A 26191-nucleotide genomic window follows, 5' to 3' on the forward strand; every position below is an offset into this window, starting at 1 on the left:
GATGTCCTCAGTCGTTGATTTCGACCAGCTTGATGCCCAGCACCTGTTCGACCTCGGCGCGGATCCCGGCCACCTGCCGGACCACCTCGGCGTAGCTGTCGGCGGTCATGCGCACCACGCCCGCCACGCCGTAGTTGGTGTCCATCCTGCGCAGCATCATGCCGGGCCGGATGTCGGCGCTACCCGAGTGCAGCCGCGCGAGAAAAGGCTCGAACCAGTCGGGCGGCAGGTCCTCGCGCACCACGCAGTCCTGGTCGGCACCCAGGAAGGAATGGCTGGCGGCGAGATGGGTCGGCAGCCGGCCCAGGCCGAGGCGCTCGCCGAGGTAGACGCGCACCAGCAGCTCGAACAGGTTCACGCCGCTGGCGGCGCGGATCAGGTCCGGGATCGCGCCGCCGGCGATGCGCGGGTTGACCTCGACCAGTTGCGGGCCCTCGCGCGTGTAGATGAATTCGACGTGGAAGAAGCCGAGATCGAGCCCGAGCGTCTTGACCACGCGGATCGCGTAGTCGGCGGCCGTCTGGTATTCGTCGTCGCTCAGGCCCGAGGGGATGCTCGAACCCATTTCCAGCACCGGGTTGTGGCGGCCGGTCTTGCGCCGCACGATCGCCAGCGGCGCCCATTCGCCATGCGCGCTGGCCGCGACCTCGATCGAGTACAAGGGCCCCACCGCGATTTCCTCGATGACGAATTCCAGCGAGATCTCATCGCGCACGCCTTCCTCCAGGCCGCCGATCTGCGCGGCGGCCTGGGCGAAGTGAGCAGCCAGCGCCGCATCGTCATGGACGATCGAGGTCAGCACCTTGCCCATCCCGGTGGCCGGCTTGACGATCACCGGATAGCCGATCTCGCGCAGCGCGGCGCGCGCGGCCTCGATCGAGCCGACCAGCGCATGGCGCACCGAGGGCACGCCGGCGGCCACCAGCAGGTCGCGGCAGCGCGCCTTGTTGCGGGCATTCTGGATGCCGGCCACGCTGGTGCCGCGCAGCCCCTCGCGCTCGGCGGCCATCGCGGCCGGCAGCGCGCACATGTGCAGCGTGCTGAGCACGGCGTCGACGCGATGCGCGGCGAGGCAGGCGCGCAACGCGGCGTGCACGGCGTCCGGATCCTGCGTGTCCTCGGCGGGCCAGGTGTGATCGACCAGGCGCGCGCGCGCCTGCCTGCCGGCATCGTCGAGCAGCCAGTCGAACTTGCCGGAGGTGATCAGCGAGACCGTGTGTCCGGCCTGCTTGGCCGCCTCGAGGGCCTGGATGCCGGGGCGGGTGGTTTCGACGAAGACCAGGTGAGCCATGATGGAAGTCTATTGAGCGGAATGGGTTGGAGAATCGGACAACGCGGCGGCCGCCGCCGGCGTCGCATGCTCGCGCAGCGCCCGCAGCACCTGCGCGCCGCGCAGCGCGTATTGCCCGGTCGGCGTCAGGCTGTTGTCGTCGTAAGGATAGGGGTTCATGCCCATCACGAACAGCGGGGAGGGGGCGATACCGGGCAGCGCGAGCCGGCCGTCCGCGCCGGGCAACACGATGCCGCCGGGCGCGCACATCGGCACCGGCCGTCCATCGACCTCGAGCGGCAGGGTGTTGCTCTCGTAGCCGAGCGCCTGCACGATGCAGTCGGCCTCGTCGAGCCTCGGCGCGGCGTCGCCGAGCCGGGCGGCCCGTATCTGGGCGAAGCCCGCCAGCCGGTTCGCGGCGATCTCGCGGAAGGTGTGCCGCGCCGCGTGGCGCAAGCCGGAATAGCGGAACACGTTGCCGGTCTCGGGACAACGATCGCGCTCGAGATCGGGTACCGCCTCGAGCGCGGCGTGCTCGGCCGCCGCGTATTCCTCGTGGCTGGCGTAGAACAGCTTGACGAGCCCGCGGTGCTGGAGTGTGACGCTGCTGCCCGGTGCCAGCGTGCCGGGCTCGGCCAGCAGCCTGGCGATCGCATAGGCGCTGTGCGAGCCGCCCAGCAGGTGCACCCGCACCGGCGCGTCGCGCCACGCGGCCGGCGGCCCGTGCTCGATGATCTGCCGGGACAGCAGCAGCTTGTGCCGCCACGGCAGCAGCTCGGCATGGACCCGCTCGCGGATGCCGGTGGCGAGCACGACCAGCCGGCTGCGCACGCGGCTGCCGTCGTCGAGCTGCACCGTCACGCCGTCTTCGGCGACGTCGATGCGCGCCGCGCGGCGGCGCAGCCAGACGCGCCCGGCGCCCAGTTCGCGCCGGATGATCGCGCCGAACGGGCGCAGCGCTTGCGCCAGGCGCGCCAGCGGGAAGCTGCCGACCGATTCGCGCAGCGCGATCACGTCGGCATCGCGCAAGGCGGCGCCGTAGACGCGCTGCGGATCGACCCAGCCGAAGAAATCCGATCCGTAGGAATTCGAATCGATCCGATAGAACGGGAAGTTGCCGGGCCCCAGTTGCTCGCCGGCATCGATCACGCCGATGCGATAGGCGAGCAGGTCGGGATTGGCGCTCAGCAGCCCGGTGCCGCGCAGGCCGCATCCCACCAGTAACAGGTCGAGCTCTGGATCGTGCGTCATGGGATTCGCTGGAAAGCGCCCGCGCCGGGCAGGCCGGCGCGGGCGCAAGGGCCGTCAGGCGGCAACCGGCGTCGCCGCCACGCTGGGCAGCAGCTCCATCATCCGGTCGCACACGGCGGCGGCGTGCTCCAGGCGACGCGCCATGCCGAACGCGATCGGCGCCATCAGGTCGGGACGCGCCTGGATCATCGGCATCACCACCTCGTGCATCCAGCCATGCGCATGCTCGACGTCGACCACGGTGTGCTCCAGCAGGTAGCGCATCCGCTCCTCGGGCCAGCCCACGCGCCGCCAGCCCATGATCTGCTGGTCGAGCCGGCCCGGCACCATCAGCTCGGTGGCCAGCATCATGCCGATCGCCTGGGGCAGCAGGGCGCGATTGAACACCGCATGGAAATACATGTTGGCCAGGCGCAGTTCCTCCACGCAGAAACGCTCGATGTCGTTCAGGTAGACGTCGTCGGCCTCGCCCAGCGCATTCGTCATGTCCAGACGCAGTTGGCGGTGCATCAGCGCGGTCTCGCCGCGGCCCATCTCGTCCCAGAAGTTCTTCGAGAACTCCGCCTTGGCCGCGCCATAGACGCCGGGCAGCATCTTCGCGAGGATGTCGCCGAAGTGGATGTCGAACGGCGTTTCCTGGACCAGGAACTCGCGCAGTTGCTCATGGCTCGCGGCGTCGCGCAGGAAGGCGAACAGCGGATGGCCGACGTTGGAGCGATGCGAGCGGCAATGCGCGCTGGCCCATTGCTCGAACTGCTCCGGCGTCGGCGGTGTGCCGAACAGCTCGCCGTGGCGCGCCGTCTCGCTGTCGCTCCAGGCCTGCTCGAGGACCTGGCGCAACTGGTCGAAACGATGGTGGTCGAGATCGCGCCAGCCGGGTGTCCAGGGAGTGGCGATGCGCCCCGCGTAAAGGGCGTACAGCACGCGGTGCAGCGCCAGCTCGGCCTGCGCCTGCTCGCCGCCGGCGGCGCCGAAGGCCGCCGCCGCGGCCGTGCCGGCCTCGTTGAGCAGGTGTTGCCAGGCCGCGTCGCCGGCGTTCGCCTCGATCGCCAGGAACAGGGGCCACAGGCCGTGGGCGGAATTCGACTGGGTGGAAAGGTTCATTGTTGTCATGATGAGAGGGTGGGGCTCGTGGTGTCTTGCGTCAGTTGGGTATGCAGCCAGGTGGCCACTTCGTCTTCCGTGAACAGCGACTGGTTCAGCGCGCGGTGATAGTCGCCGATGCAGCGCCGCAGCTCGTCGTGCGCGCCCGCGCTGCGCCGTCGCCATTCGGTCTCGAGCAGCGGATACAGCCGGTCGGCGAGCGCCTCGCTCGGCTCCAGGCCGTGCGCGTCGAGCAGGCGCGTCTCGCGCAGGAAGCGCAGCAGGCCGTCGCGCCCGCTGCGCACGCCGAACATGCGCACCAGGCTCGAACCGATCTCGCGCGGATCGAGGATGTCGAAGATGGTCGGCGCGCGGTTCAGCAGCTCGGTGCGGATCCCGCTCTGGATGCCGTGCGTGATCACGCCGGTGACGGCCTGCGCGGGGTTCTCCAACAGGCCGTACAGGCGCTCGCCGAGCCGGCTCAGCGCATACAGGCCGTGGTAGTCGAAGTCGCGCAGCTCGACGCCGTACAGCTTGCGCAGCGCCATTGCGACCTCGGCGAGCGCCGGGTGGCCGGCGCGGTTGGCGAAGCCGCCGACCGACACGTCGACCCCCTGCAGGCCCAGCGAGAGGCCCACCACCGCATTGCTGGTGGCCATCCCGAAGTCGTCGTGGAAGTGCCCGTAGAAGCGCAGCGTCGGATGGCGCGTCACCAGTTCACCGACGGTCTGCTCGAGCTGGTGGGGCAGGCAGGTGCCGGCCGTGTCGACCAGGCGCACCTGGGCGATGCCGTGGCGCGCCACCAGGTCGACCGCGTCGCGCAGGTGGCCGTGGTCGGCGCGGAACGCGTCGAGCAGGCCCACCATCACGCCGCCGCCGCGGTAGCGCTCGAGGGTCGGCAGGAAGGCGTCGAACCATTCGAGGTTCGCCGCGCGACGGCCGTCCACGCTGTCCGCGTCCCAGCGGGCCGGATCGAAATCGACCTGCTTGTCCTTGCGCAGGATCACCGGAAACAGATGCTGGATCTGCTGGTCCGAGACGGAGTGGATCGCGATCAGCCAGACCGAGCCGAGCGGCGTGCCCTGGCGCGCCAGTTCGTCGAGGGCGGCGAACGACTGCTCCATGGTGATGCCCACGTGCGAGATCACCATGAAGCGGACCTCGGCGGGAATCCGGCCGGCCTGCTGACGCCGCACCAGCTCGGCGAGCAGCGCGATGTTGTGCGGCACGTCCGGGAACATGCCGACCACGATCGAGCGCACGCCGCAGGCGGCGATCGCCTCGGCCAGGTCGCATTTCGCCTCGAGCGTGGGCGGCACGGTCGCGCGTTCCGCGCCCTCGCGCAGCGATTCGTCCATCAGGTCGATGTCGGGGCGAAAGCGGTAGCAGCGATCGGGCAGGACCTGCGCGGCGATGCCGGGCGCCGCGCTCATGCCGGCACCTCGTCGCTCGCGTGGCGCAATGCCTCGACCGGGTAGCCGTTGGCGCGCATCCAGTCGTCGTCGAGGAACTTGCTCAGGTACATGTTGCCGGAATCGGGCAGGATCACGACGATGTTGCGGCCCGGGAAACGCGCGCTGATCCGGCTCGCGACCGACATCGCGCTGCCGCTCGAACCGCCGCACAGAATGCCTTCCTCGCGCACCAGCCGGCGCGCCATCAGGAAGGATTCCCGATCGTCGACCTGGACGATGTCGTCGATCACGTCGAAATCGACCGCCTTGACCAGGTAGTCCTCGCCGATCCCCTCCACCTGGTAGGTGTGCGGCGTGCTCATGCGGCGGTGGTGGAAATAGTCGTGGAAGATGCTGCCGATCGGATCGACGCCGATCACCTGCACCTCGGGCTTGCGCTCCTTCAGGTAGCGCCCGATGCCGCTGATCGTGCCGCCGGTGCCGATGCCGGCCACCAGCACGTCGATCTCGCCCTCGGTCTGCTCCCAGATCTCGGGGCCGGTGCTGGCATAGTGCGCCTCGGCGTTCAGCGGATTGTTGTATTGGTCCGGGTAGATCGCATCGGGGGTCGTGTCGGCCAACTGCCGCGCGACGCTGTAATAGCTGCGCGGATCCTCGGCGGCGACGGCGGTGGGCGCGACCACCACCTCGGTGCCGTAGGCGCGCATGCGCGAGATCTTCTCGCGGCTCATCTTGTCAGGAATCGTCACGATGCAGCGCAGGCCGTGGGCCGCGGCCGCCATGCTGAGCGCCGCGCCGGTATTGCCGGAGGAATTCTCCACCAGCACCGAGCGAGCGCTCAGTTCGCCGCTGGCCTCCATATGGCGGATCAGGTGCCGCACCAGGCGGTCCTTGATGCTGCCGCCGGGGTTCATGAACTCCAGCTTGGCGAACAGCCGGGCGGTCTGCCCGGCCTCGACGACTCGCCTGATTCTGACCAGCGGAGTATGGCCGACGGCGTCGAGCACGGAATCAAATGCTTTCATGAAATCACCACTCCATTCATAGAATCGCGATTTGACATGGGTGTACCGACGCCGGAATTGCATGGCGCCCATACTCCACGTCAGGAAATGAAGTTCGACTGGGTAGATGGGGACTGCTTGGTTTTATTGATTATTGCCAACCACGAAGAATGGATGCCGGGCGAGAATGCCTCGAGTCATTCGCCATGCATCGCTTATCTCTTCGCGTCATAAATTAACCAGAATTTAATATAAACATAACTGTCGTAATTGACAGGCGCTCGATTGGTTCAAGATGGCGCGAAGTATTGCCGAATGAATGCGAATTCGCATCAATCGAAAGCAATGTAATGGTGATGATGAAACAATGAGTCGATTTGCGCCGAGGCGTGTCGCCGCCAAAGGGTAAACCAGTGGCCAGGCTGGCGGCGGCGCATGGCCCTGCCGGCCTCGCCGGTGCGCCATGCATTACGTCGGAAAAGCGAACCGTTTCGGGGAGAGATGAAGGGCAGGAGAAAGCGGGATTCGACGGTTCATAGGCCGCATTCGAATCCCGATCGTCGATTTAAACAATGCGTTAATCGAGAGTCGACGAGCGTCGATATTTATCGGCGACGCGGAATTTCAAGGCCCGGGACAATTCCGCGTGAAGCGCCTAGCGCAGATATTCGTATTGCCGGTTCGCATGATCGAAACGCCGTTCGATGCGGCCGAGGCGCACCACGGTCACGCCGGGGCGCAACTGGCGCAGCGAGGGCATCACCAGCATGCAGTCGTCGTAAGGCGTGCGAACCGCTTCGCCATTCGACCAGCCGATCGTGGTGCCGGCCGTCTCGAAGCGCTCCAGCCCCGTGTAGGGCCCGGCGAAACGGAAATCCATGCTGCTCGCCACCACCGGCTCGGTCACCCGAACCACCGTCATCCGCGCCGGCAAGGGTCGCAGCCAGCCGGCCGGCAAATCGGCCGGCTCGATCACGCCGGCGCCGAGTAGGAAACGAGCGGTGCTGTCTCGCGCGACCTCGACGGCGCTCGCCTCCCAGTGCTGGCCGCATTCGATCAGCAACGCGTTGCGCGCGCTGGCCGGATCGCCGAACCCCGCGTAGTCGCGCATGCGACGGCCTTCGGGATGGCCTTCGTCGCCGATCACCGTGGCCGGCGCGCCGAGCTGGACGGCCAGTTCGATGCCCTTGTCGAGCGGTCCGGCCACGATCAGCGGCGCGCTTTTCTCGTGCATCGAATGCAGGTCCAGCAGCAGGTCGACCGTGTCGATCACGGGGCGCATCGCGCGGGCGCGATCGAGCTCGGACGAGCGGCGCGTGAGGTCGTCGAGCAGGGCCGCCGTCCAGACGCGGTTGAAGTCCTGGTCGACGAAGCGCGCGCGGTCGGGCTGCGCGGGATCGAAGCGCGCGTAGGCCGCGACGTTGGCGAAGGCCAGCGTCAGGCGTCCTCGGCGCGGGCGCAGGCCGGCGCGCAGCAGCGCGTCCACCACGATCGCGCCGCAGACCTCGTTGCCATGCGTGAGCGCGTTCACCATCACGTGCGGCCCCGGCGCGCCGGAATCGAAGCTGTGGACATGGGCGATGCCGGTGTTGCCCTCGGCATGCACGCCGATATCGGGGAACTCGACTTCGATCGGATAGGCAGCCTGGCTCATGCGAGGGCTCCGTGGCGCGGGTGATGGATCGGCAAGCGGATTCCGGGCGACGAGCCGGGCATGTTCGACAGGCGCGTCATCAGGCTTCCTCGACGGCGGACGTCAACGGCAGCCAGGCGACCTGGATGCCGTTCACATGGAAGGCCAGCCCCAGTTGACCGTGGATCTGCAGCAGGCTGCTGCCGGCCTGGACGGCGCCGGGCAGGGCGGCTCGCGACGCGACGCGGGCGGCACCCGCGGCCAGGCTTTGCGGGCGGGCGGCCCGCAGCGCGGCGACCAGCCCGGCCGGATCGCGCTGGCCGACCGCAAGACGGCACAGGGCGAGCCAGTCGGCACGCTCGTCATCCTGCGGGACGGATTCGCCGGGCGCCACGGGGCGCTCGCGCAGGCGGCCCAGCAGGCGGCGCAGGTGCTGGCGCGAGGCCGCCTCGCTGCGCCCCGTCAGCGGCCCCAGTTCCGCGTGATCGAAGCCGAATACCTCGTGCAGCAGCACCACGGCGCCGTCCACGGCGGGCAGCGCATGCGCGAGATGCTGCAAGGCGGCTTCCAGGCGCCGTGCCTGCTCGACCAGTTGCTCGGGATGCGCCGCGTCGAGCCCGGGGCTGCCGGTCTCGGCCTCGCGCGCCAGGATGCCCCGGTAACGTTCGCGGCGACGCAGCACGTCGATGCACAGATGGCGCAGCACGGTGACGAGCCAGGCCTCGTGGCCGGCCGCGGTGGGCGGCAGGTCGCCCGTGGCGGTTCGCAGGTAGGTGTCCTGGACCAGGTCCTCGGCTTCGCTGCCGTCGGCCAGCCAGCGGCGCGCCAGGGCCAGCAAGCGCCGGCGCAGGGCGCGGTCCTCGGCCAGGGGATGGGATGCGTGGGGGGATGTCACGTTCATGGCGGCTCGTTCGTATACCGCGTTGAAACTAACACGACCAGGAGTTTTCAACCATGCTTGCCAACGACAAGGAACAGGACGGCGCGGCCCAGCCCGCGCCGGGACAGCCCGGCGCCTTCCTGGAGGAGAAGGCCTTTCGCGCGCGCGCCGTGCTGGTGTTCGGCACCATCACCGACGCGCTCGCCTCGGAAACCGTGCGTCGGCTGCTGGCGCTCGATGCCGAATCCGCCGCGCCGATCGACATGATCGTGTCCTCGCCGGGCGGCCATCTCGAGTCGGGCGACGCGATCCACGACGTGGTCCGCTTCATCGACGCGCCGGTCAACATGATCGGCACCGGCTGGGTGGGCAGCGCCGCCACCCACCTGTACCTGGGCGCCGCGCGCGAGCGGCGCTTCTGCCTGCCGCAGACGCGCTTCCTGATCCACCAGCCGAGCGGCGGCGCCAGCGGCCAGGCCAGCGATATCGCGATCCAGGCGCAGGAGATCGTCAAGGCGCGCGAGCGCATCGCCGCGGTGATCGCCCGCGAATGCGGGCAGCCGCTGGCGCGCGTGCTGGAGGATATCGAGCGCGATCGGTGGATGCCGGCGCAGGAGGCGCTGCGATATGGGCTGGTGGCACGCGTGGTGGAGCGGCGGGGGGAACTGGCGGATCGAGTCGGAAACGTCCGATAGATCGAGCCGGCGGATCGATGGAAGATCGGACGCAAAGGGGTCGTCCATCGACCCGCCCATGGATCACGCCGGCCCACGCAGCAAGGGGCCGGTCGGCCGGCCATGATGGATCCGATATCTCACCCAGGCCATGTCGTGCAGCCGAACCGCTTGCCGAGGACATGGCCCGGAAATCGACGCTCCCGCAATACCCAATCGAAGATTGGAATCGGCATGGCAAGTCACGCTTGCCATGCTTTCTTGCCATCGAATCGGGATTTCACGCGGAGACAGTCTCATGTGCCGGACCTTGCAAGCCCTGAACACCATCAAGCACGCTACCCGCGCGCTGGGCGGCCTCGCCCTGCTGACATCGGTGTCCGTTCATGCTCAATCGAGCATCACGCTATACGGCACCATCGACATATCGCTGAGCCATGTCGGCCATGCCAGGGGCAAGGACAATCTCTGGCTGCTCGGCAACAGCAGCATGGGCAACCTGACCGGCAGCAGCTGGGGCTTGAAGGGCAGCGAGGACCTGGGCGGCGGGCTGAAGGCGATCTTCCAGCTCGAAAACGGCTTCGATCCCGGCAACGGCCAGCTTGCCGGCGGCCGCCTGTTCGGCAACCAGGCCTTCGTCGGCCTCGCCAGCGAGCGATATGGCACGCTCACGCTCGGCCGCCAGTACGATCCGCTGGTCGATCTCGTGCAGGGCATCACCGCCGGCAATGATTTCGGCAGCGCATTCGCGACGGCGGGCGATGTCGACAATTACGACAACAGCTTTCGCGTGAACAACGCGGTGAAATATGCTTCGCCGGCCTTATCCGGCTTGCGCTTCGAGGCGATGTACGCGTTCGGCGGCGTCGCGGGCCGGGTGGGCGCCGGGCAATCGTATTCGGCTGGCCTGGCCTACGAGCTGGGCCCGCTCAGCCTGGCCGGCGGCTATTTCCAGGCCGCCAACACGCCGGCGAAGGCGCGTTGGCGCGAGGACTGGGCCGGCACCTCGGACGGCACCTTCAACGGCCCGGTCAACACCGCGTATGCCAGCGCGCGCTCGATCGGCATCACGCGCGTGGCGGCCCGATACGTGCTGGGCGCATTCACCTTCGGCGCGGGGTATAGCCACGCGCGCTACGGCCGGGACGGCAGTTCGTCATTCCGGGCCGACGAGCGATTCGACACCGGCCAGGGTTTCCTGACCTACCAGGCAAACGCGGCCTGGCTGATCGGCGCGGGTTACAGCTACACGAAATCGGGCGGAGACAGTTCGGCGAGCTATCGACAGTTGTCGCTCGGCTCGGACTACATGCTCTCGAAGCGCACCGACCTGTATGTCACCGCGGCCTATCAGCATGCACGCGGCCGAACCGGTGACGACGCCGGGAGCAAGCCGAAGGCGCAGGCCTCGATCGGCTCGTATGGTTATGCGGGCACGAGCGTGCAGACCCTGCTCAACCTCGGCGTGCGTCACCGCTTCTGAGACGGCGCGGCGGGATGCCGGGCTGGCCGGCATCCCGAACCCCAGGCGCTCAGTAATACAGATACACATTCCCCGGGCTGGTCGCCACGTTGTAGTTGCATTGCGGCGAGATGGACGAACCGGCACGGCCGGCCTGCCACGGCGGCGACAGCACGTTGCCATTGGTATCCCACACGGTCACGCCGTAGAACTGCGTCATCGCCTGTGGCGGCAACTGGTTGCAGTTGCTGATGCCATACACCTCGAGCACGCCGCCGAACACCCATTGCAGGTTGCCTTGCGGCGAGGTGTTGAGCGTGACGCTGCGGCCGCTGGTGGTGTCCTGCGTGACGATCGCCCAGGAGCCGCAGTTGTAGACGCCCACGCCGCACAACGAATAGGTATCGCCGACGATCTCGTCGCCGGGCGCGACGTTCACGGGATCGGTGTGGGTGGTGGTGCCCGCCGTGCAGCAGTTCCAGCTCGCGATGGTCCAGGTATGGTCGCCGAAACCGTTCCAGCCCAGCACCGGTTGCAGGATCGATTGCACCGTCGGCAGTTGCTCCAGGCCGGGGAAGAAGAACACCGTCTGGTTCTGCGCATCGCCCGGCACCGAAGGTACCTTCCAGGTGGCGCGCAGGCGGCCCACGTTGCTGCCGTTGTTGTAGTTGGCGCTTTCGATCCAGCCGGTATAGGTCGGCTCCACCGTGCCGGATGCGGATTGCGCCTGCACCGGGCCGTTGGCCGTGGCCGCGATGCTATGCCCGGCGCGGTCGAAGTGCGGACGATCGCACTTGGCCGCCGAGCGCACCGCGCCGTTCTTCTGCAGGATGCTGCCGTCGGTGCGCAGGGTTTCGTTCTGGTGGATGACCTGCACGCAAGCGGGTGAGAAATAACCGTTGGGCGTCACCACGTAGTCGAGCGGCACGTTGGCCGGGCGCGCGGCCCGGTCCAGCGAGGCAACCGTGGTCAACTGGCGCGGCGCGGCGGCGGCGGCCTCGTCGGCATGCGCGGCCGGCGCGAAGGCCGTCAGCAGCAGGCAGGCGGACAGCAGACGCCAGAGTGGATAGGGCAGGACGCGTGACCGGCTGGGATTCTTGTTCATGGAACATCCTCTCGGAATGAATGGGTTTTGGTTGCCGTTACGAAACGTCTTTTTAATAAGTCACCCGAAGCGCCATTGGATGGTAATGGCTCGCGTCACGCTTTGGAATCTGGAGATAATTTTATTATTGGATATTCAATAATTGGATCGATAAATGAATCGCGAAATCAGATTATTGATCAAGATGTTTTTGATATGGGGCGGCGGCACGATCCAGGCCATTCCGGCGTGACCGGGAGGCCTGGGCGCAGGTGATTTTATTTCGCTTTTCTGATCGATCTCGCGCATTGCACGCGAGAATCTCGCTTGCCGCCGGCCAGCGAGGAATGGCACTAAACGAAGTCGTTAATATTTGCGAATCCGCGTCGGCGGGTTTTCAGGATTTTCCGATAACGCGTTTGCGGACCCGGGATGGGGAGGCGCCGCGGCGCGCCGTGGCCGGCATAGAATCGCCATCCAGTGCCGGTTTTTGCAAGGCGGCAAGCGCCTCCTCCAGCACCACCAGCCAGTTTTCCTCGTAACGGATGCCGACCTGCAGCACCAGCCGTTGCAAGGCCGTGCCGCGATCCCGCGGCTCGTCGGGGAAGTCCTTCTTCTCGATCTCGCGATACAGCGCGAGCTTCTCGCGGTGCCGCGCCATGCGGCGCGCGATCTCCTTTTCCAGTCCGGTGGGCCCGACCGCCGCCTCGGCACGCAGGCGCACCATGAACTCGTCGCGCAGCGCGGGCGGCTCCTCCTCCTCGGTGATCCAGCGCCGCAACTCGCCGCGTCCCGCCGCCAGGATGCGGTAGCCGCGCTTGCGGCCGCGCGTGGAGGTTTCGGGCAGCGCCTCGATGAAGCCGGCTTCCTCCAGGCGCGCCAGCTCGCGATAGATCTGCTGGTGGGTGGCATGCCAGAAATGGCCGATCGATCGATCGAAACGCGCGGCCAGCTCCGATCCGGAGCAGGATCGTTCGACCAGCGCGGTGAGCAGGGCATGAGGCAGGGACATCGGATCTCGAACCGGAAAGAGGGCGGGGGCGCCTAGTGGAAAGCATCCAGCGCCCGCGCTTGACTGTTAATGCAACTGGTTGCAGTATGCCCGAAACCCGAATGCAACTGGTTGCATAAAAACCATGATCCCCTATCCGAACCTGCTGCGCCCGCTCGACCTTGGCTTCACCACCCTGAGAAATCGCGTCCTGATGGGCTCGATGCATATCGGCCTCGAAGAGGCGCCCAACGGCTTCGAGCGCATGGCCGCCTTCTACGCCGAGCGCGCGCGCGGCGAGGTGGGGCTGATCGTGACGGGCGGCATCGCACCGAACGAACGCGGGCGGCCGATGCGCGGCGGCGCGATGCTGAGCAACGAGGCCGAGGCGGAACCGCATCGCCGCGTGACCGATGCGGTGCATGCCGAAGGCGGCAAGATCGCGATGCAGATCCTGCATTTCGGGCGCTATTCCTATCAACCGAACCTGGTGGCGCCGAGCGCGATCCAGGCGCCGATCAATTCCTTCGTACCGCACGAACTCGGCGACGAGGAAGTCGAGCAGACCATCGACGACTTCGTGCGCTGCGCGGCACTGGCCCAGCATGCCGGCTACGACGGCGTGGAGATCATGGGTTCCGAGGGCTACCTCATCAACGAATTCATCGCGGCGCGCACCAATCACCGCAAAGATCGCTGGGGCGGGGACTACACGCAGCGCATCCGCTTCCCGGTCGAGATCGTGCGCCGCGTGCGCGAGCGCGTCGGGCCCCGTTTCATCCTGATCTACCGCCTGTCGATGCTCGACCTGGTGGAAGGCGGCTCGACGCTCGACGAGGTGATCCAGCTGGCCCGCGCGATCGAGCAGGCCGGCGCCACCATCATCAACACCGGCATCGGCTGGCACGAGGCGCGGGTGCCCACCATCGCCACCAAGGTGCCGCGCGCGGCCTATGCCTGGGTGACCCAGGCGCTGATGGGGCAGGTGAGCGTGCCATTGGTGGCCACCAACCGCATCAACACGCCCGAGACGGCGGAAAGCCTGCTGGCCGATGGCGCTTGCGACATGGTGTCGATGGCGCGCCCGTTCCTGGCCGATGCGGATTTCGTGCGCAAGGCCCGCGAAGGACGCGGCGACGAGATCAACACCTGCATCGGCTGCAACCAGGCCTGCCTCGATCACACCTTCGCCGGCAAGGTCACCTCCTGCCTGGTCAATCCGCGCGCCTGCCACGAGACCGAGATCGTGATCGCGCCGGCCGGGCAACGCAAGCGCATCGCCGTGGTCGGCGCGGGGCCGGCGGGGCTGGCATGCGCGGTCACGGCGGCCGAGCGCGGCCACGAGGTCACGCTGATCGAGGCGGCCGCCGAGATCGGCGGCCAGTTCAATCTCGCCAAGAAGGTGCCGGGCAAGGAGGAATTCCACGAGACGCTGCGCTACTTCCGCCGCCGCATCGAATCGACCGGCGTGACGCTGCGCCTGGGCGAGCGCGCCAGCGGTGAGGCACTGTTGCGGGAGCAGTTCGACGAGGTGGTGGTGGCCACCGGCATCGTGCCGCGCCGGCCGCCGATCGAGGGCCTGGACCATCCCAAGGCGCTCGCCTATCTCGACGTGCTGCGCGACGACAAGCCGGTGGGTCGCAAGGTGGCCATCGTCGGCGCGGGCGGGATCGGCTTCGACGTGGCCGAGTACCTGGTGCACGAAGGCGAATCGGCCAGCCTGGACGCCGCGAAGTTCTTCGCCGAATGGGGCGTGGACACCGCCTATGCCGAGCGCGGCGGCCTGCGCCTGCCGCAGCCGGCCCGGGCCGCGCGCCAGGTCTACCTGCTGCAGCGCAAGGCGTCGAAGGTCGGCGACGGGCTCGGCAAGACCACCGGCTGGATCCATCGCGCGGCGCTCAAGGCGCGCGGCGTGAAGATGGTGCCGGCGGTGGAATACCGGCGCATCGACGACGAGGGCCTGCACCTGAGCATCGATGGCGAGCCGCAGGTGCTGCCGGTGGACAACGTGGTGATCTGCGCGGGGCAGGAGCCCTTGCGCGAGCTGGCCGACCAGCTCGAGGCGGCGGGCGTGCGCGTGCATGTGATCGGCGGCGCGGCCGAGGCCGGCGAGCTCGACGCCAAGCGCGCGATCCACCAGGGCACCACGCTCGCCGCGAGGCTCTGAGCCCGCGCCCTTTCTCCTTCACCGAACCCAGCAAGCGGAGCCGCCATGGACCACGCAAGCCTGAACCTGAACCCCGCCGTGGCGCGCTCGCTGGCGAGCTGGCACGAGATGGTGGCCCGCCGCGATCTCGACGGCCTGGACGCCCTCGTCCATCCCGAAGCGCGCTTTCGCTCGCCGATGGCCTTCCATCCCTATGGCCCCGCGCCGGCCCTGCTGATGGCGCTGCGCACGGTGATCACGATCCTCGAGGACTTCAGCTACCACCGCGAGTTCGCCGGCGCCGGCGGGCTCGACGTCGTGCTCGAGTTCAGCGCCACGGTGCAGGGCAGGCAGCTCAAGGGCATCGACATGATCCGCTTCGACGACCAGGGGCGGATCGTCGAGTTCGAGGTGATGATCCGCCCGCTCAACGCGCTGCAGTTGCTGGGCGCGGAAATGGGCGCCCGTCTCGGCGCCGTACTGCCCGGCTTCAAGGCCGGTGTCTGACCTCATCCACCTTCCAGAGCAGAGAGTGTTCCGATGAGCAGCGATCATTTCCAGCTCGATATCGACAAGGGCGTCGCGCATCTGCAACTGAGCCGCCCGGATCAATTCAACGTCATGGATCGCGCCTTCTTCACCGGCCTGCGCGATCACGTGCGCGCGCTGGACCAGGGCGGCGAGGTCCGCGCGCTGGTGATCAGCTCGACCGGCAAGCATTTTTCCGCCGGCATGGATTTCCAGGAGTTCGCCAGGATGATGGGCGACTTCGATACCGGCAGCCCGCGCCGGCGGCTCGGTTTCCAGCACGCGCTGGCGGGCCTGATGAACTGTTTCGACGTGCTCGACAAGGCGCGCTTCCCGGTGATCTGCGCGGTGCAGGGCGGCTGCATCGGCGGCGGGCTCGACCTGGCCGCCGCCTGCGATATCCGCCTGTGCTCGACCGACGCCTTCTTCTGCCTGCAGGAAACCCAGATCGGCATGACGGCGGACCTGGGCGTGCTGCAGCGCCTGGGCCGGCTGATCCCCGCGGGCGCCGCTCGGCAAATGGCCTATACCAGCGAGCGCGTGGGCGCGGAGCGCGCCTTGGCGCTGGGCCTCGTCAATGCGGTGCTGCCCGATGCCGGGGCGCTGCTGCAGCGGGCCATGGAGCTCGCGCGCGAGATCGCCGCGAAATCGCCGCTGGCGGTGGCCGGCACCAAGCTCGCGATGAACTTCGCGCGCGACCACGGCACCGACGAATCGCTGCGCCAGATGGCGGTGCTGCAGAGCGCGATCTTCGATCCGGCCGACCTGCTCGCGGCGGTGCAGGCCTGGCAAACCCGGCGCGATCCCGACTTCGACGACTTGCCGCCCTTGTTCGAGCTGGAGACGCCGCGCGCCGGCTGATGCTCTCGATTCGCCCCTGCCTCGAAGCCGGGGGCGGCCCGCGCGCTGCCTTGCAAAGTCATTCGTCAAGCGAGGTTCGGCGAGGGCGGGGCGGCCCCGCCCGGGAAATTCCGCGCGTGCTGTAACCGAACGCGCCTGTCGAGCGATCTGGTGAAGACAGACGCCGCGCCTGCACTCCCGCAGCGCGGCACGACGGCCCGGCGCCCGCCGGGCGCCGGTTCACCACAGGATCCCGACATGACGCCAAGCTCCTCCTCGCCCCGCACGCTGCTCCGGCTGTTCGACCCCGCCTGGCTGGCCGCGCGGCTGCAGGCCTACGCGCCGCTGCCGGTGCGCGCGATCGTCGGCTACGGCTTTCTCGCGCACGGCTACGCCAAGATCCTCAAGCAGCCCGAACATTTCGCGGCGATCCTGCACGGGATCGGCGTACCGGCGCCGCACCTGATGGCCTGGGCGACCATCGCGATCGAGCTCGGCGGCGGCCTGGCGGTGCTGGCCGGCGCCTTCGTGCCGCTGGTGGCCTGGCCGATGCTGGCGGTGCTGCTGGTGGCGATGCTGGGCGTGCACCTGCCCTACGGCTTCACCTCGATCAAGCTGATGGACGTGGTCGACGGCGTGCCGACATTCGGGCCGCCCGGCGTCGAGACCGATCTGCTCTATGTCGCCGGCCTGCTGACGCTGGCCTTCGGCGGCTCGGGGCCGTTCGCCCTCGATCGCCGGCTCGCGCCCTGGTACGCGCGGCTCGCCGGCGCGGCGCGGCGCGTGACGGCTTGAGCGGGCCATCCTCGTGCTTTCGCCGATGGCAAGCCCGTTCCTGAGCCTGGCAGGCGAGCCGGATCGGTCGCCCGATGCCGCGCCGGCCCGCGCCGCCGGGGGGCGCGCGGCACCCCAGCCGGGCGACGCCGAGCAGCGGCTGACCGCGCTGCTGCTGCGCTCGATCGAGGGCGACAAGGCCGCCTATCGCGACTTCCTGGTCGAGCTGACGCGGTTGCTGCGCGTGCGCCTGCGCGCCAAGCTGCGCCGCAGCGACGAGGATCTCGAGGACCTGCTGCAGGAGGTGCTGATCGCGGTCCATCACGGGCTCTCCACCTTCCGGCCCGAGGTGCCGCTGACGGCCTGGATCAGCGCGATCGTGCGCTACAAGGTGGCCGACCACCATCGCGCGCGCTATCGCTGGGACGCGCTGCACACGCCGCTCGACGACGATGGCGAGCTGTTCGTCGAGGCGGCCGACGAGGCCGTCGACGCCCGGCGCGACTTGCGGCAACTGCTGGCGACGCTGCCGAAGGGCCAGCGCGTGCCGATCGAGCACACGCGCCTGCTCGGCATGTCGGTGGCGGAAACGGCCTCGGCCACGGGGCTTTCGGAATCGGCCGTGAAGGTGGGCGTGCATCGCGGGCTGAAGGCGCTGGCCGCGCGAATCCGGGGCAAGGGGACGGAAAACGCGAAAAACGCGGAAAGCGCGGGGAACGAACCATGAACACCGAGGAACTGATCGCGAACCTGGTGGAGGCGCCGCGCGCGCCGGGACGCGCGGCCGTGGCCCGGCGGCTCGGCTGGGCCGTGGCGGCCGGCCTGGCGGCGGCGCTGCTGTTGCTGCCGCTGATCTGGGGCAATACCGGCCGCATCGAGGCGGCGATCCTGCGGCCGATGTTCTGGGCCAAGGTGATGCTGCCGGCCTCGATGACGCTGGCGGCCTTGTGGACCGCCGCGCGGCTCTCGCAGCCCGGCGTGAAGGTCGGGCGGGCGTGGCTCGCGCTCGGCCTGCCGGTGGCGCTGGTGGCGGTCGCGGCGGCGCTGGTGCTGGCCACCGCGCCGCCCGGCGCGCGCGCGGGCCTGCTGCTGGGTCATACCTGGCGCACCTGCTCGCTCTATATCGCGGGGCTGTCGATGCCGGCCCTGGCGGTGCTGCTGCACGCGATGCGCGGCCTGGCCGCCACCCGGCCCGTCGCGGCCGGCCGCGTGGCCGGGCTGCTGGCCGGCGCGATCGGCACCCTGGTGTATTGCCTGCGCTGCCCCGAGACGGCCGTGCCGTTCTGGGCGCTCTGGTACCTGGTGGGGATGGGGGTGCCGGCGCTGGCGGGCGGGCTGCTCGGGCCGCGCGTGCTGCGCTGGTAGCGCCGGCTTGCCTGGCGGCGGGCCGGGCGAGCGCCGGAAAGCCGCTCGCGAGTATCCGGATTCCCGCCGGTATGCCGTGCCACGCAAGCCCGGCGGCCAAAAGTACAAGTCGCTGTCGCGGCGATGTCAAAACTACAAGGGCCAGGCAAGCCGGCTCCCGAGCGCCGGCGAATCCATGCCGCACCGCCGCATGACGCGACGCGGCCCCGCGCGTTTTTTTCCACCATTCGACAGACCTGGCTTGGAGCTTGCTAAAGCCAGGGGGCGGCATGCCACGACATGCCAACGAAAGCCCGTCCATCACCTGTCCGAACTGGGAGTTACCTTGGCGCCAAATGTCCTGATGGTCGCCGCCGAAGCGGCGCCGCTTGCCAAGAGCGGCGGTCTCGGCGATATGGTCAGCGCCTGCGCGAGCGCGCTGCGTCAACGCGGAATCGACGTGTCGATCCTGCTGCCCGGCTATGAAAGTGCCTTCGACCAGGCGCTCGCGCCCACGCCGCTCGGCTACCTGCGCGATTTGCCCGGCGGCGACGCGCGATTGTGGCGCGCCGCGATGCCCGACACCGGCGTGCCGGTGCTGCTGCTGGAAATGAATCACCTGTATGGCCATCGCGGCAGCGGCCTCTACCAGGACGAGGGCGGCCGCGACTACCTCGACAACTTCGTGCGCTTCGCCTCGCTGTCGGCGGCCGCCGCGCGGATCGCCTCGGGCGTGCGCGGCGTGAAGCGCCCGCACATCGTCCACGCGCACGACTGGCACACCGGCCTCACGCCGCTCCTGATGAAGCTGGCGGGCGCGCCGGCGCGCAGCGTGTTCACGATCCACAACCTGGCCTTCCAGGGCAACTATCCGCCGGGCCTCGCGCCCTACGCGGGGATTCCGTCCGAGCTGCTGGCCGCCGCGCCGCACGAGCCGCACAGCATCGAGTTCTACGGCGCGCTGAGCTGCATGAAGGCGGCGATCGTCTATGCCGACCGCCTGTCGGCCGTCAGCGAGCGTTATGCGCGCGAGATCCTCACGCCGCGCTTCGGCAATCGCATGGAAGGCGTGCTGGAAGCGCATCGCGACAAGCTCTCGGGGATCGTCAACGGCATCGACGACACGCTCTGGGACCCGCGCCACGACAGCCTGATCGCGCAGGGCTACGGCGTCGACGACCTGGTCGGCAAGCATGCCTGCAAGCGTGCGCTGCAGCAGAGCTACGGACTGCCGACCGATCCGTTCGCGCCGCTGGTGGCGATCGGCAGCCGCCTGACCACGCAGAAGCTGGCCGACCGGCTGTGCGAGGCGATTCCGGCCGCGCTGGCGCGCTGGCCGCGCGCGCAGTTCGCCGTGCTGGGGCAGGGCGAGGCCAGCATCGAATACGAGCTGCGCCAGCTCGCGGCGCGCTGGCCGGGGCGGCTCGGCGTGCATATCGGCTACGACGAGCCGCGTGCGCACCGGCTGCATGCCGGCGCCGACATCCTGCTGCACGCGAGCCGCTTCGAGCCCTGCGGGCTCACCCAGCTCTACGCGATGCGCTACGGCACGATCCCGGTCGCCTCGCGCGTGGGCGGGCTGGCCGATACGATCGTCGATCACCGCGCGGCCGACGCGGCACCGCACGAGCACGAGCGCGCCACGCCGGAGCAGGGCGCCACCGGCTTCCTGTTCGACGGCGAGCGCGCGGAGGACATCGTGCAGGCGCTCGAGCGCGCCTTCGATCTGTTCGGCCAGCCGCAGGCGTGGCGGGTCCTGCAACGCAATGCGATGCAGCGCGATTCGAGCTGGGCCGGGCCAACCAAGCGCTATCTCGAGTTGTACCGCTCGCTGGTCGACCTGCCGGCCCTGCGCGAGGAACGCAAGGCGGTGCAGCCGGCGCGTGCGCGCCCGGCAGCCACCGCGCCGCAGATCAGGCCGCAGCCGGCTGCCGAACGCTACGGCGGCGCCGGACTGGCGTCGCGTCGTGGTGGCAACGCCGCCGCTCAGCAGGCCAGCAGCGGGGCCTGAACGAGGAAGGCAGGGGCATCGACGTATTCGGCTCGTCACGCTGGCGAGCCGCCGTGAATCCAGCGGATCTCACCCTGGCGTCTTGCGGCGCGCCCTCGGACAAGCCGCGCCGGCCTCGCTGCCGCTCACCTCGGCGACGCCAACCGGCGCGTGACTGCGCTCCAGGTAACCGCGCGCGCCGGCTTTCTCCCAGACCGGCAGGCGCGGGCACGAGGCGCGCCAGGCCTCCATCACCTCGCTGTAGGCCCCGCGCCAGAGCCGATCCATTCCAGCAGGTCGAGAATCAGGGCTTCGACGGCGTCGTCGCCCGGCGTTCGCGCGCGTGCCAGCACCTCGGGATTGACCACGTCGATCGGCTGCCCGCGGCGCAGGCGCTGTACGGCATGCTCCGGGAGCAGGCGACGCTGGCTTGAGCGCCGGCGCCAGTCACGGGACAATCCCGCCAACGCGAAACCGACCGGAGGCATCATGCCGATTCACCGAAGACTGGCCTTGTACAGCGATCAGGAAGCGCCAGGCAACGAGGCCATGAACGCGCGCCTGCTGCAGCTGATCGGTCGCGAGCGCCCACGGATCGGCCATGTTCCCGCCGAGCCCGACCCACGGCTTCTCTATTTCCATCGTCAGGCCGATTACTATCGCTCGATCGGCGCGGAACTGGACGCGCGGGTGGATCCGCGCGATCCCGCGTCCGAGGCGGCATGGTCGGCGGTGCTGTCGTGCGATGCGATCCACCTGTCGGGCGGCAACACTTTTTCCTTCCTGTCCTGGCTGCGGCGCGGCGATGGGCTTTCACGCCTGGCCCGCTACGCGGCCGAGGGCGGCGTGCTGATCGGCGTCAGCGCGGGCGCGATCCTGATGACGCCGAGCATCGAATCGGCGCTGTTGTGCGGGGACATCCGGGATCCGGAATCGACCGACGATGCCGGGCTCGCCTTGGTCGACTTCCGCTTCTGGCCGCATTTCGATCCGGCGAACCTGATGGCCTGGCAGCGCAGCCTGTCGTCGACCCTGCCGAACCTGCATGCTTGCCCCGACGGCGCGGGCATCGTGGTCGATGGTGAGGATATCGAGCTATTCGGGCGAGTCCGTCGATACGATGGCGGGCAGGCGCATCCTGCTCGAAACGAGGATTGAAGACATCGCGCGCTTGTGTCATCGTCTCGCATCCCCTTGCCAGGAGCCATTCATGTTCGACCATGTCAAATTCGGCGTCAGCGATTACGCGGCAAGTAGACATTTCTTCCTCAAGGCACTCGAGCCGATCGGCGTCGCGGTGCTCGGCGAGGGCGTGCCGACCTACGGCATCGAAATGAGTCCCAAGGGCAAGGCCTCCCTGTGCCTGTACCAGACCGACGAGAGGCCCGCGCACCTGCACCTGGCCTTCACGGCGGATCATCGCGAGCAGGTCGATGCCTTCCATCGCGCGGCGCTGGCGGCCGGCGGCAAGGACAACGGCGCGCCCGGGCTGCGAGCGCATTACCACGCGAACTACTACGCGGCCTTCGTGATCGGCCCGGACGGGCACAACATCGAGATGGTGTGCCACAGCCCGGAGGTTTGAGCGACTTCATTGAAAGGGAGCAGGCGGTGCAACACCAGCCGCTGGACTTGTGCCCCGATACGAGCGCAAAAATCGTCGAACTGCGCATAGCTGCGGAATTGCACGATCGTGACCCCGCCTCGCGCCAAGCTTCACGCCGCCGGCGCCACCGACGCGCCGACGATGCCGTGCCGCGCCAGCGCCTCGGCGACGAAGCCCGAGGCCTTCATCGCCTCGACGAAGTCATGCAGGGCCCGCGCCGCGGCGGGGCCGCGGCGCTTGGGCAAGCCCATCGCCTGCCGGATCACCATGAAGCGCTCGTCGAGCAGGCGCAGGCCGGGCGTGGTGCTGGCATCGGCTTGCAGTTGCTGCCTGACACCCGCCGCCACCTCCAGCCCCTGTTCGAGGAAGGTCTCGACGACCGTCGGCGAGGTGGGCGCGCGCACGATTCGCGCATGCTTCAGGCTGCGCGTCAGGAACAGGTCGTAGGCGCTGCCCTGGCCGACCACCACGCGATGCCCGGCGGCATCCACGTCCTGGTTGCCGCGTATCGGCGAGGCATCGCGCACCAGGTAATAACCTTCGATCAGGACATAGGGCTCGGTGAAGGCGATGGTTTCGCCGCGCAGCGGATCGATGGCGAAGAAACCGAAATCGGCGCGCTCCTCGCCGACGGCCTGCACCGACTTGCCCGCCGCATCGAACACCACCAGTTCCAGTTCGACGCCGAGGCGCTCGGCGAGGGCGCGCGCGAGGTCGACCGACACGCCGGCCGGCTCGCCCGCGGCGTCCTTGCCGGCGAGGATCGGGTTGCCGAGGTTGATGGAGGCACGCAGCCTGCCTTCGGGGGCGAAGGCCTGAAGCAAGGACGGATCGAGTGTCATGGCGATGGAATCAAGTCGAGAGTGGAAGGGGGATGTCGTCTATCGAGGCGTGACGCCGCCGCCGGGACGCCGATGCCAGTCCAGCACCTCGGCGAGCGCGAGCGCCGAATGCGGGCCGAGCATCAGGCAATGCGGCGCGTCGGCGAGCAGGCGATACGAGGCGCCGTAGAAGCGCGCGATCGCGGCGTCCTGGCCTTCGGGGTGGCGCGCCGGATCGTCGAGGCCGGCCGACACGACGTGCGTCTTGCGCGCGAGCGGCGCCGGATCGACGGCCAGGCCAAGCGTGTAGCGATCGTTCAGCGCGGCGGGGCTTTCCCGGCCCAGCAGGCGATACCAGTGCTCGCTCCATGCCCGGGCCTGGCCGCCGAGATAGCGTTGCAGCGCGAGCTCGTACGCAGGCGGCGCCACCGGTTCACCCGGCGCCACGCCGGCCACGCGAGCCGCGCCGGGCAGGTTGCCGGGCGGCGAGGGCGCGAGCAGCACGATGCCGGCGAACTCGATGCGTGCCGCCGCCCGCGCCACCGCCAGCGCGCCCAGGCTATGGCCGACCACGGTGAGGCCACGGCGCGGCAGCGAGGCGGCTTCGACGATCGCTTCCGCGTAATCGTCGAGGGTCGTGGTTAGCGGCAGGGCCTCGTTCGCGAGGAAACCATGCCCGGCCAGGTCGAGGGCCGCCGAGGCGATGCCGATCTCGTCCAGGCATTGCATCCATGCCCCGAAGCACCAGGCGCCGTGGAATGCGCCATGCACGAACAACAGGCGCGGCTCGCCCACGTCGCCCGCATCGGCCACGTACAGTGCCCCCCCGGCGGCCAGCCGCCGTGCCGGCAGCGCGGCGACGAAATCCGGCGCGAAGCCTTCGCCGGGCATCGGCGGCAGTGACATGGATGATCGCATCATCGAAGCTCAGCCTGCCGCGCGCGCCGCATTCGCCTCGATCCCGGCCGCTGCGCCCGGGCGCAGCAGGACGGCCACCGCGAGCACGCTGGCCAGGGCGATCGCTCCCGCCAGCACGAAGGCGCTGAAGAAGGTATGGCTTTCCTGCACCAGCAAACCCGTCACGGCCGGGCCGACGATACCCGCGCAATTCGCGATCGAATGCACGCAGCCGCCGACGCTGCCGAGCTTCGGGCCGGGAATGGTGTCCTGGATCAGCGCCCAGTAGGTGCTGCCGCTCAGATACAGCGCGAACACGCCGAGCGCCATCAGCAGCAGCGCGCCGAGCGTGGTGGTCACCGCGCCGGCCAGCGCCACGCAGATGCCGGCCGTGCCGAGGCAGACGATCAGCACCCACTTGCGCGCGCGCAGCGCATTGCCGGTGCGCCGGAAGATCCAGTCCGACAGCAGCCCGCTCAGGCCGTAGCCGATGAAGCCGAGCAGCCAGGGCAGCACCGTGGCCAGGCTCATGCTCTTCAGGCTCAGGTGCCGGTCCATGGTCAGGAAGCTCGGGAACCAGGTGAGGAAGAAGAACAGGATGTAGCTGTAGCCGAAGTAGGAGATCATCGCCGCGAGGATCGCCGGCTGCCGCAGGTAGGTGCCGAGCCGCTGCACGTCGGCCGGCGTCTCCGGCACGCTGCGATCCGATTCGATCAGCTCGCGCTCCTGCATCGAGACGCGCGGATGCTGCCGCGGCCGGTCGGTCGCCAGCCGATGCCAGAACAGCAGCCAGACCAGCCCGAAGCAGGCGATGCCGGCGAACGCGACGCGCCATCCATAGGCGGCGGTCATCAGCCCGACCACCGGCCCCGCCACCGCGCCGCCCAGCGGCAGCCCGCAGTTGGCGAAGCCGAAGGCGGTGGCCGATTCCCTGTGCGGAAACCAGTTGTTGACGATCTTGTTGATGGTGGTGGCCAGCGGCCCCTCGGCCATGCCGAACAGGGTGCGCACCGCCAGCAGCGAGCCGAATCCGCTTGCCAGGCCGGTGGCGCCGCACAGCAGCGACCACAGCAGGATCGCACCCGAGAACACGTTCTTGCCCCCCCAGCGGTCGGCCGCCCAGCCGCCGATGAAGTTGAAGGCCGCGTAGCCGATGAAGAAGGTCGAGAACACCAGCCCGAGATGCGCCGGCGAGATATGCAGCTCCTGCGCGACGGCGGGCGCCGCGACGGACAGCGCCGAGCGGTCCAGGTAGTTGATGAAGCCCGCGATGAACAGCAGCAAAACGATACGCCATCGGATCTTGGTCACATGCCGCTCCTTAGCTTGTCATGGAGGCGCGGGCCGGGCTCGATGCCGGCTGCGCCGCCTGTCTCCCCTCGAGGTGCCGCGGCCGGCTCAGGCCTCGCGGCGGATGCCGGCGGCGGCTTCCAGCATCGCGCGCTGCGCCTCGCCGATATCGATGCCGTCGCGCATCTGCCGCTCGAGGCGCGCCAGCTCGATCTCGCCCGGCACCACCACCGGCGCGGCCGGGTCGGCCGCCGCCGAGCCGTGCAGGATCGCGGCGTGGTCGCCCATGCGCTGCGCCAGCCAGGCACCGCTGCCCAGCCTGCGCGTGTCGATCAGGATGAAGAAGTGGCCGAGGTCCTGCGGCTGGTCGGGCTCGTCCTCCCAGGACTTCACGTGCGTGAGGTAGGCCGCGCCCGACAACAGCCCGGCGAGCAGGTCGACCACCAGCGCCAGGCCGTAGCCCTTGTGGCCGCCGATCGGCAGCAGGAAGCCGTCGAGCGCCGCCTTCGGGTCGGTGGTCGGGCGGCCTTGCGCGTCGGTGGCCCAGTCGCCGGGGATCGACTCGCCGCGCTTGAGCGCGTTGCGGATCTTGGCGCGCGCCGCGACGCTGATCGCCATGTCCAGCATGAAGGGGCGGCCGCCCGGATTGGGCACGCCGAAGCCCACCGGGCTGTTGCCGAGCCGGGCGTCGGTGCCGCCCCAGGGGGCGATGGTGGTGGTGGCATTGCTGCCGATGATGCTGGCGAAACCCTGCTCGGCGGCCAGGTAGCTGTAGGGCGAGACCGGGCCGAAATGATTGCTGCCGCGCACCAGCACGCAGGCGATGCCCTGTTCGCGCGCCGCCTTCATGCCGAGCTGCAGCGCGCGATAGCCGACCAGCGGGCCCACGCCGTTGTCGCCGTCGAGCCGGTGCAGCGCCGGGCCGAGCTGCTCGGCGCGAATCTCGGGCCGGGCCTTGATGCCGCCGATGCGCAGGCGCGCGCCATAGGATTCGATGCGGCCGGTGCCGTGGGTGCGCAGCCCGAACAGGTCGGCCAGCACCAGGATGGTGGCGGCCTCGGCGGCATCGTCGCGCGCCAGGCCGAGCGCGCACAGCGCCTCGATCGTCAGGTCGGTCAGTTCGGCCTTGCCGAGGATGCCGCTGGAAGTGGTGGCTTGGGTCATGGAATGCGTCGTCTCCTGGATCGCGAATCGGAATGTCGGGCGGC

At 69.0% G+C, this 26191-nt stretch carries 25 protein-coding genes; 11 read left to right on the forward strand and 14 right to left on the reverse strand.

Going from position 1 to position 26191, the window contains the following annotated elements; all coding sequences use genetic code 11:
* Window positions 1–7: 7 nt before the first annotated feature.
* From FB600_RS10640 to FB600_RS10670, 7 genes are all read right to left on the reverse strand, one after another.
* Window positions 8–1291 carry an ATP-grasp domain-containing protein gene (locus tag FB600_RS10640; RefSeq protein ID WP_098154045.1) on the reverse strand — a complete coding sequence of 428 codons (1284 nt, stop codon included), beginning with the start codon at window positions 1289–1291 and terminating at the stop codon, window positions 8–10.
* A 9-nt stretch (window positions 1292–1300) separates the two neighbouring features.
* Window positions 1301–2521, reverse strand: coding sequence for a hypothetical protein (locus FB600_RS10645; RefSeq protein ID WP_175427742.1), 1221 nt, complete (start codon window positions 2519–2521; stop codon window positions 1301–1303).
* A gap of 54 nt (window positions 2522–2575) precedes the next feature.
* On the reverse strand, window positions 2576–3625 hold the full coding sequence (locus tag FB600_RS10650; RefSeq protein WP_145756837.1) for an iron-containing redox enzyme family protein: 1050 nt from the start codon (window positions 3623–3625) through the stop codon (window positions 2576–2578).
* A 5-nt stretch (window positions 3626–3630) separates the two neighbouring features.
* Complete coding sequence (locus FB600_RS10655) at window positions 3631–5037, reverse strand: homocitrate synthase (RefSeq protein ID WP_096748912.1); 1407 nt, start codon at window positions 5035–5037, stop codon at window positions 3631–3633.
* Window positions 5034–6044, reverse strand: coding sequence for a PLP-dependent cysteine synthase family protein (locus FB600_RS10660; RefSeq protein ID WP_096748911.1), 1011 nt, complete (start codon window positions 6042–6044; stop codon window positions 5034–5036). Before FB600_RS10660 ends, FB600_RS10655 begins: the two co-directional genes overlap by 4 nt.
* Window positions 6045–6678: 634 nt before the next feature.
* The gene (locus tag FB600_RS10665) at window positions 6679–7677 is read right to left on the reverse strand and encodes a M14 family metallopeptidase (protein ID WP_098154042.1); all 999 of its coding nucleotides are present in this window, start codon (window positions 7675–7677) and stop codon (window positions 6679–6681) included.
* A gap of 79 nt (window positions 7678–7756) precedes the next feature.
* Window positions 7757–8557: an RNA polymerase sigma factor gene (locus FB600_RS10670; protein ID WP_261383366.1), complete on the reverse strand. Its 801-nt coding sequence runs from the start codon at window positions 8555–8557 to the stop codon at window positions 7757–7759.
* A gap of 53 nt (window positions 8558–8610) precedes the next feature.
* Here FB600_RS10670 and FB600_RS10675 point away from each other — a divergent pair, with 53 nt between their 5' ends.
* On the forward strand, window positions 8611–9231 hold the full coding sequence (locus FB600_RS10675) for an ATP-dependent Clp protease proteolytic subunit (RefSeq protein WP_098154041.1): 621 nt from the start codon (window positions 8611–8613) through the stop codon (window positions 9229–9231).
* 277 nt (window positions 9232–9508) lie between these two features.
* Window positions 9509–10693: a porin gene (locus FB600_RS10680; protein ID WP_145756836.1), complete on the forward strand. Its 1185-nt coding sequence runs from the start codon at window positions 9509–9511 to the stop codon at window positions 10691–10693.
* A 49-nt stretch (window positions 10694–10742) separates the two neighbouring features.
* On the opposite strand, the gene FB600_RS10685 is transcribed toward FB600_RS10680, so the two are convergent.
* Together FB600_RS10685 and FB600_RS10690 are read right to left on the reverse strand one after the other, a co-directional pair.
* A complete protein-coding gene (locus FB600_RS10685; protein ID WP_105821043.1) occupies window positions 10743–11777 on the reverse strand; it encodes a hypothetical protein in 1035 nt (344 codons plus the stop codon).
* A gap of 376 nt (window positions 11778–12153) precedes the next feature.
* Window positions 12154–12768, reverse strand: a complete 615-nt coding sequence (locus FB600_RS10690; RefSeq protein ID WP_098154040.1) for a PadR family transcriptional regulator — start codon at window positions 12766–12768, stop codon at window positions 12154–12156.
* A 124-nt stretch (window positions 12769–12892) separates the two neighbouring features.
* On the opposite strand from FB600_RS10690, the gene FB600_RS10695 reads away from it, so the two are divergent.
* From FB600_RS10695 to glgA, 7 genes are all read left to right on the forward strand, one after another.
* On the forward strand, window positions 12893–14914 hold the full coding sequence (locus FB600_RS10695; RefSeq protein WP_098180836.1) for an NADPH-dependent 2,4-dienoyl-CoA reductase: 2022 nt from the start codon (window positions 12893–12895) through the stop codon (window positions 14912–14914).
* Between the two features lie 45 nt (window positions 14915–14959).
* Window positions 14960–15400 carry a nuclear transport factor 2 family protein gene (locus FB600_RS10700; protein ID WP_096748904.1) on the forward strand — a complete coding sequence of 147 codons (441 nt, stop codon included), beginning with the start codon at window positions 14960–14962 and terminating at the stop codon, window positions 15398–15400.
* Between the two features lie 33 nt (window positions 15401–15433).
* Window positions 15434–16282: an enoyl-CoA hydratase-related protein gene (locus FB600_RS10705; protein WP_096748903.1), complete on the forward strand. Its 849-nt coding sequence runs from the start codon at window positions 15434–15436 to the stop codon at window positions 16280–16282.
* 237 nt (window positions 16283–16519) lie between these two features.
* Window positions 16520–17056 (forward strand): DoxX family protein, encoded by a 537-nt coding sequence (locus tag FB600_RS10710; protein WP_096748902.1) that lies wholly within the window; start codon window positions 16520–16522, stop codon window positions 17054–17056.
* 25 nt (window positions 17057–17081) lie between these two features.
* Window positions 17082–17762, forward strand: a complete 681-nt coding sequence (locus tag FB600_RS10715; protein ID WP_145756835.1) for a sigma-70 family RNA polymerase sigma factor — start codon at window positions 17082–17084, stop codon at window positions 17760–17762.
* Complete coding sequence (locus tag FB600_RS10720; RefSeq protein WP_096748900.1) at window positions 17759–18400, forward strand: DUF1109 domain-containing protein; 642 nt, start codon at window positions 17759–17761, stop codon at window positions 18398–18400. The genes FB600_RS10715 and FB600_RS10720 overlap by 4 nt, the downstream gene beginning before the upstream one ends.
* A 325-nt stretch (window positions 18401–18725) precedes the next feature.
* Entirely contained in the window at window positions 18726–20390 is a 1665-nt protein-coding gene (gene glgA, locus FB600_RS10725; RefSeq protein WP_096748899.1) for a glycogen synthase GlgA, read from the forward strand.
* 69 nt (window positions 20391–20459) lie between these two features.
* Here the strand turns inward: glgA and FB600_RS10730 are convergent, their stop codons facing one another.
* Complete coding sequence (locus FB600_RS10730) at window positions 20460–20657, reverse strand: hypothetical protein (protein WP_052409268.1); 198 nt, start codon at window positions 20655–20657, stop codon at window positions 20460–20462.
* Window positions 20658–20729: 72 nt separating this feature from the next.
* On the opposite strand from FB600_RS10730, the gene FB600_RS10735 reads away from it, so the two are divergent.
* Together FB600_RS10735 and FB600_RS10740 are read left to right on the forward strand one after the other, a co-directional pair.
* Complete coding sequence (locus FB600_RS10735) at window positions 20730–21527, forward strand: Type 1 glutamine amidotransferase-like domain-containing protein (RefSeq protein WP_244133347.1); 798 nt, start codon at window positions 20730–20732, stop codon at window positions 21525–21527.
* Window positions 21528–21579: 52 nt separating this feature from the next.
* On the forward strand, window positions 21580–21954 hold the full coding sequence (locus FB600_RS10740; RefSeq protein ID WP_096748891.1) for a VOC family protein: 375 nt from the start codon (window positions 21580–21582) through the stop codon (window positions 21952–21954).
* Between the two features lie 131 nt (window positions 21955–22085).
* On the opposite strand, the gene FB600_RS10745 is transcribed toward FB600_RS10740, so the two are convergent.
* The 4 genes from FB600_RS10745 to FB600_RS10760 form a co-directional block, all read right to left on the reverse strand.
* Window positions 22086–22817 carry an ABC transporter substrate-binding protein gene (locus FB600_RS10745; protein WP_096748890.1) on the reverse strand — a complete coding sequence of 244 codons (732 nt, stop codon included), beginning with the start codon at window positions 22815–22817 and terminating at the stop codon, window positions 22086–22088.
* A gap of 39 nt (window positions 22818–22856) precedes the next feature.
* Window positions 22857–23702 (reverse strand): alpha/beta fold hydrolase, encoded by an 846-nt coding sequence (locus FB600_RS10750; protein WP_164467537.1) that lies wholly within the window; start codon window positions 23700–23702, stop codon window positions 22857–22859.
* Between the two features lie 21 nt (window positions 23703–23723).
* Window positions 23724–25004 (reverse strand): MFS transporter, encoded by a 1281-nt coding sequence (locus FB600_RS10755; protein WP_145756834.1) that lies wholly within the window; start codon window positions 25002–25004, stop codon window positions 23724–23726.
* A gap of 87 nt (window positions 25005–25091) precedes the next feature.
* Window positions 25092–26147, reverse strand: a complete 1056-nt coding sequence (locus FB600_RS10760; RefSeq protein ID WP_105821055.1) for an Ldh family oxidoreductase — start codon at window positions 26145–26147, stop codon at window positions 25092–25094.
* Window positions 26148–26191: the final 44 nt, after the last annotated feature.

Origin of the sequence: Burkholderia sp. SJZ089, from assembly GCF_007828315.1 — a bacterium.
GTDB classification, from domain to species: Bacteria; Pseudomonadota; Gammaproteobacteria; order Burkholderiales; family Burkholderiaceae; genus Burkholderia; species Burkholderia gladioli.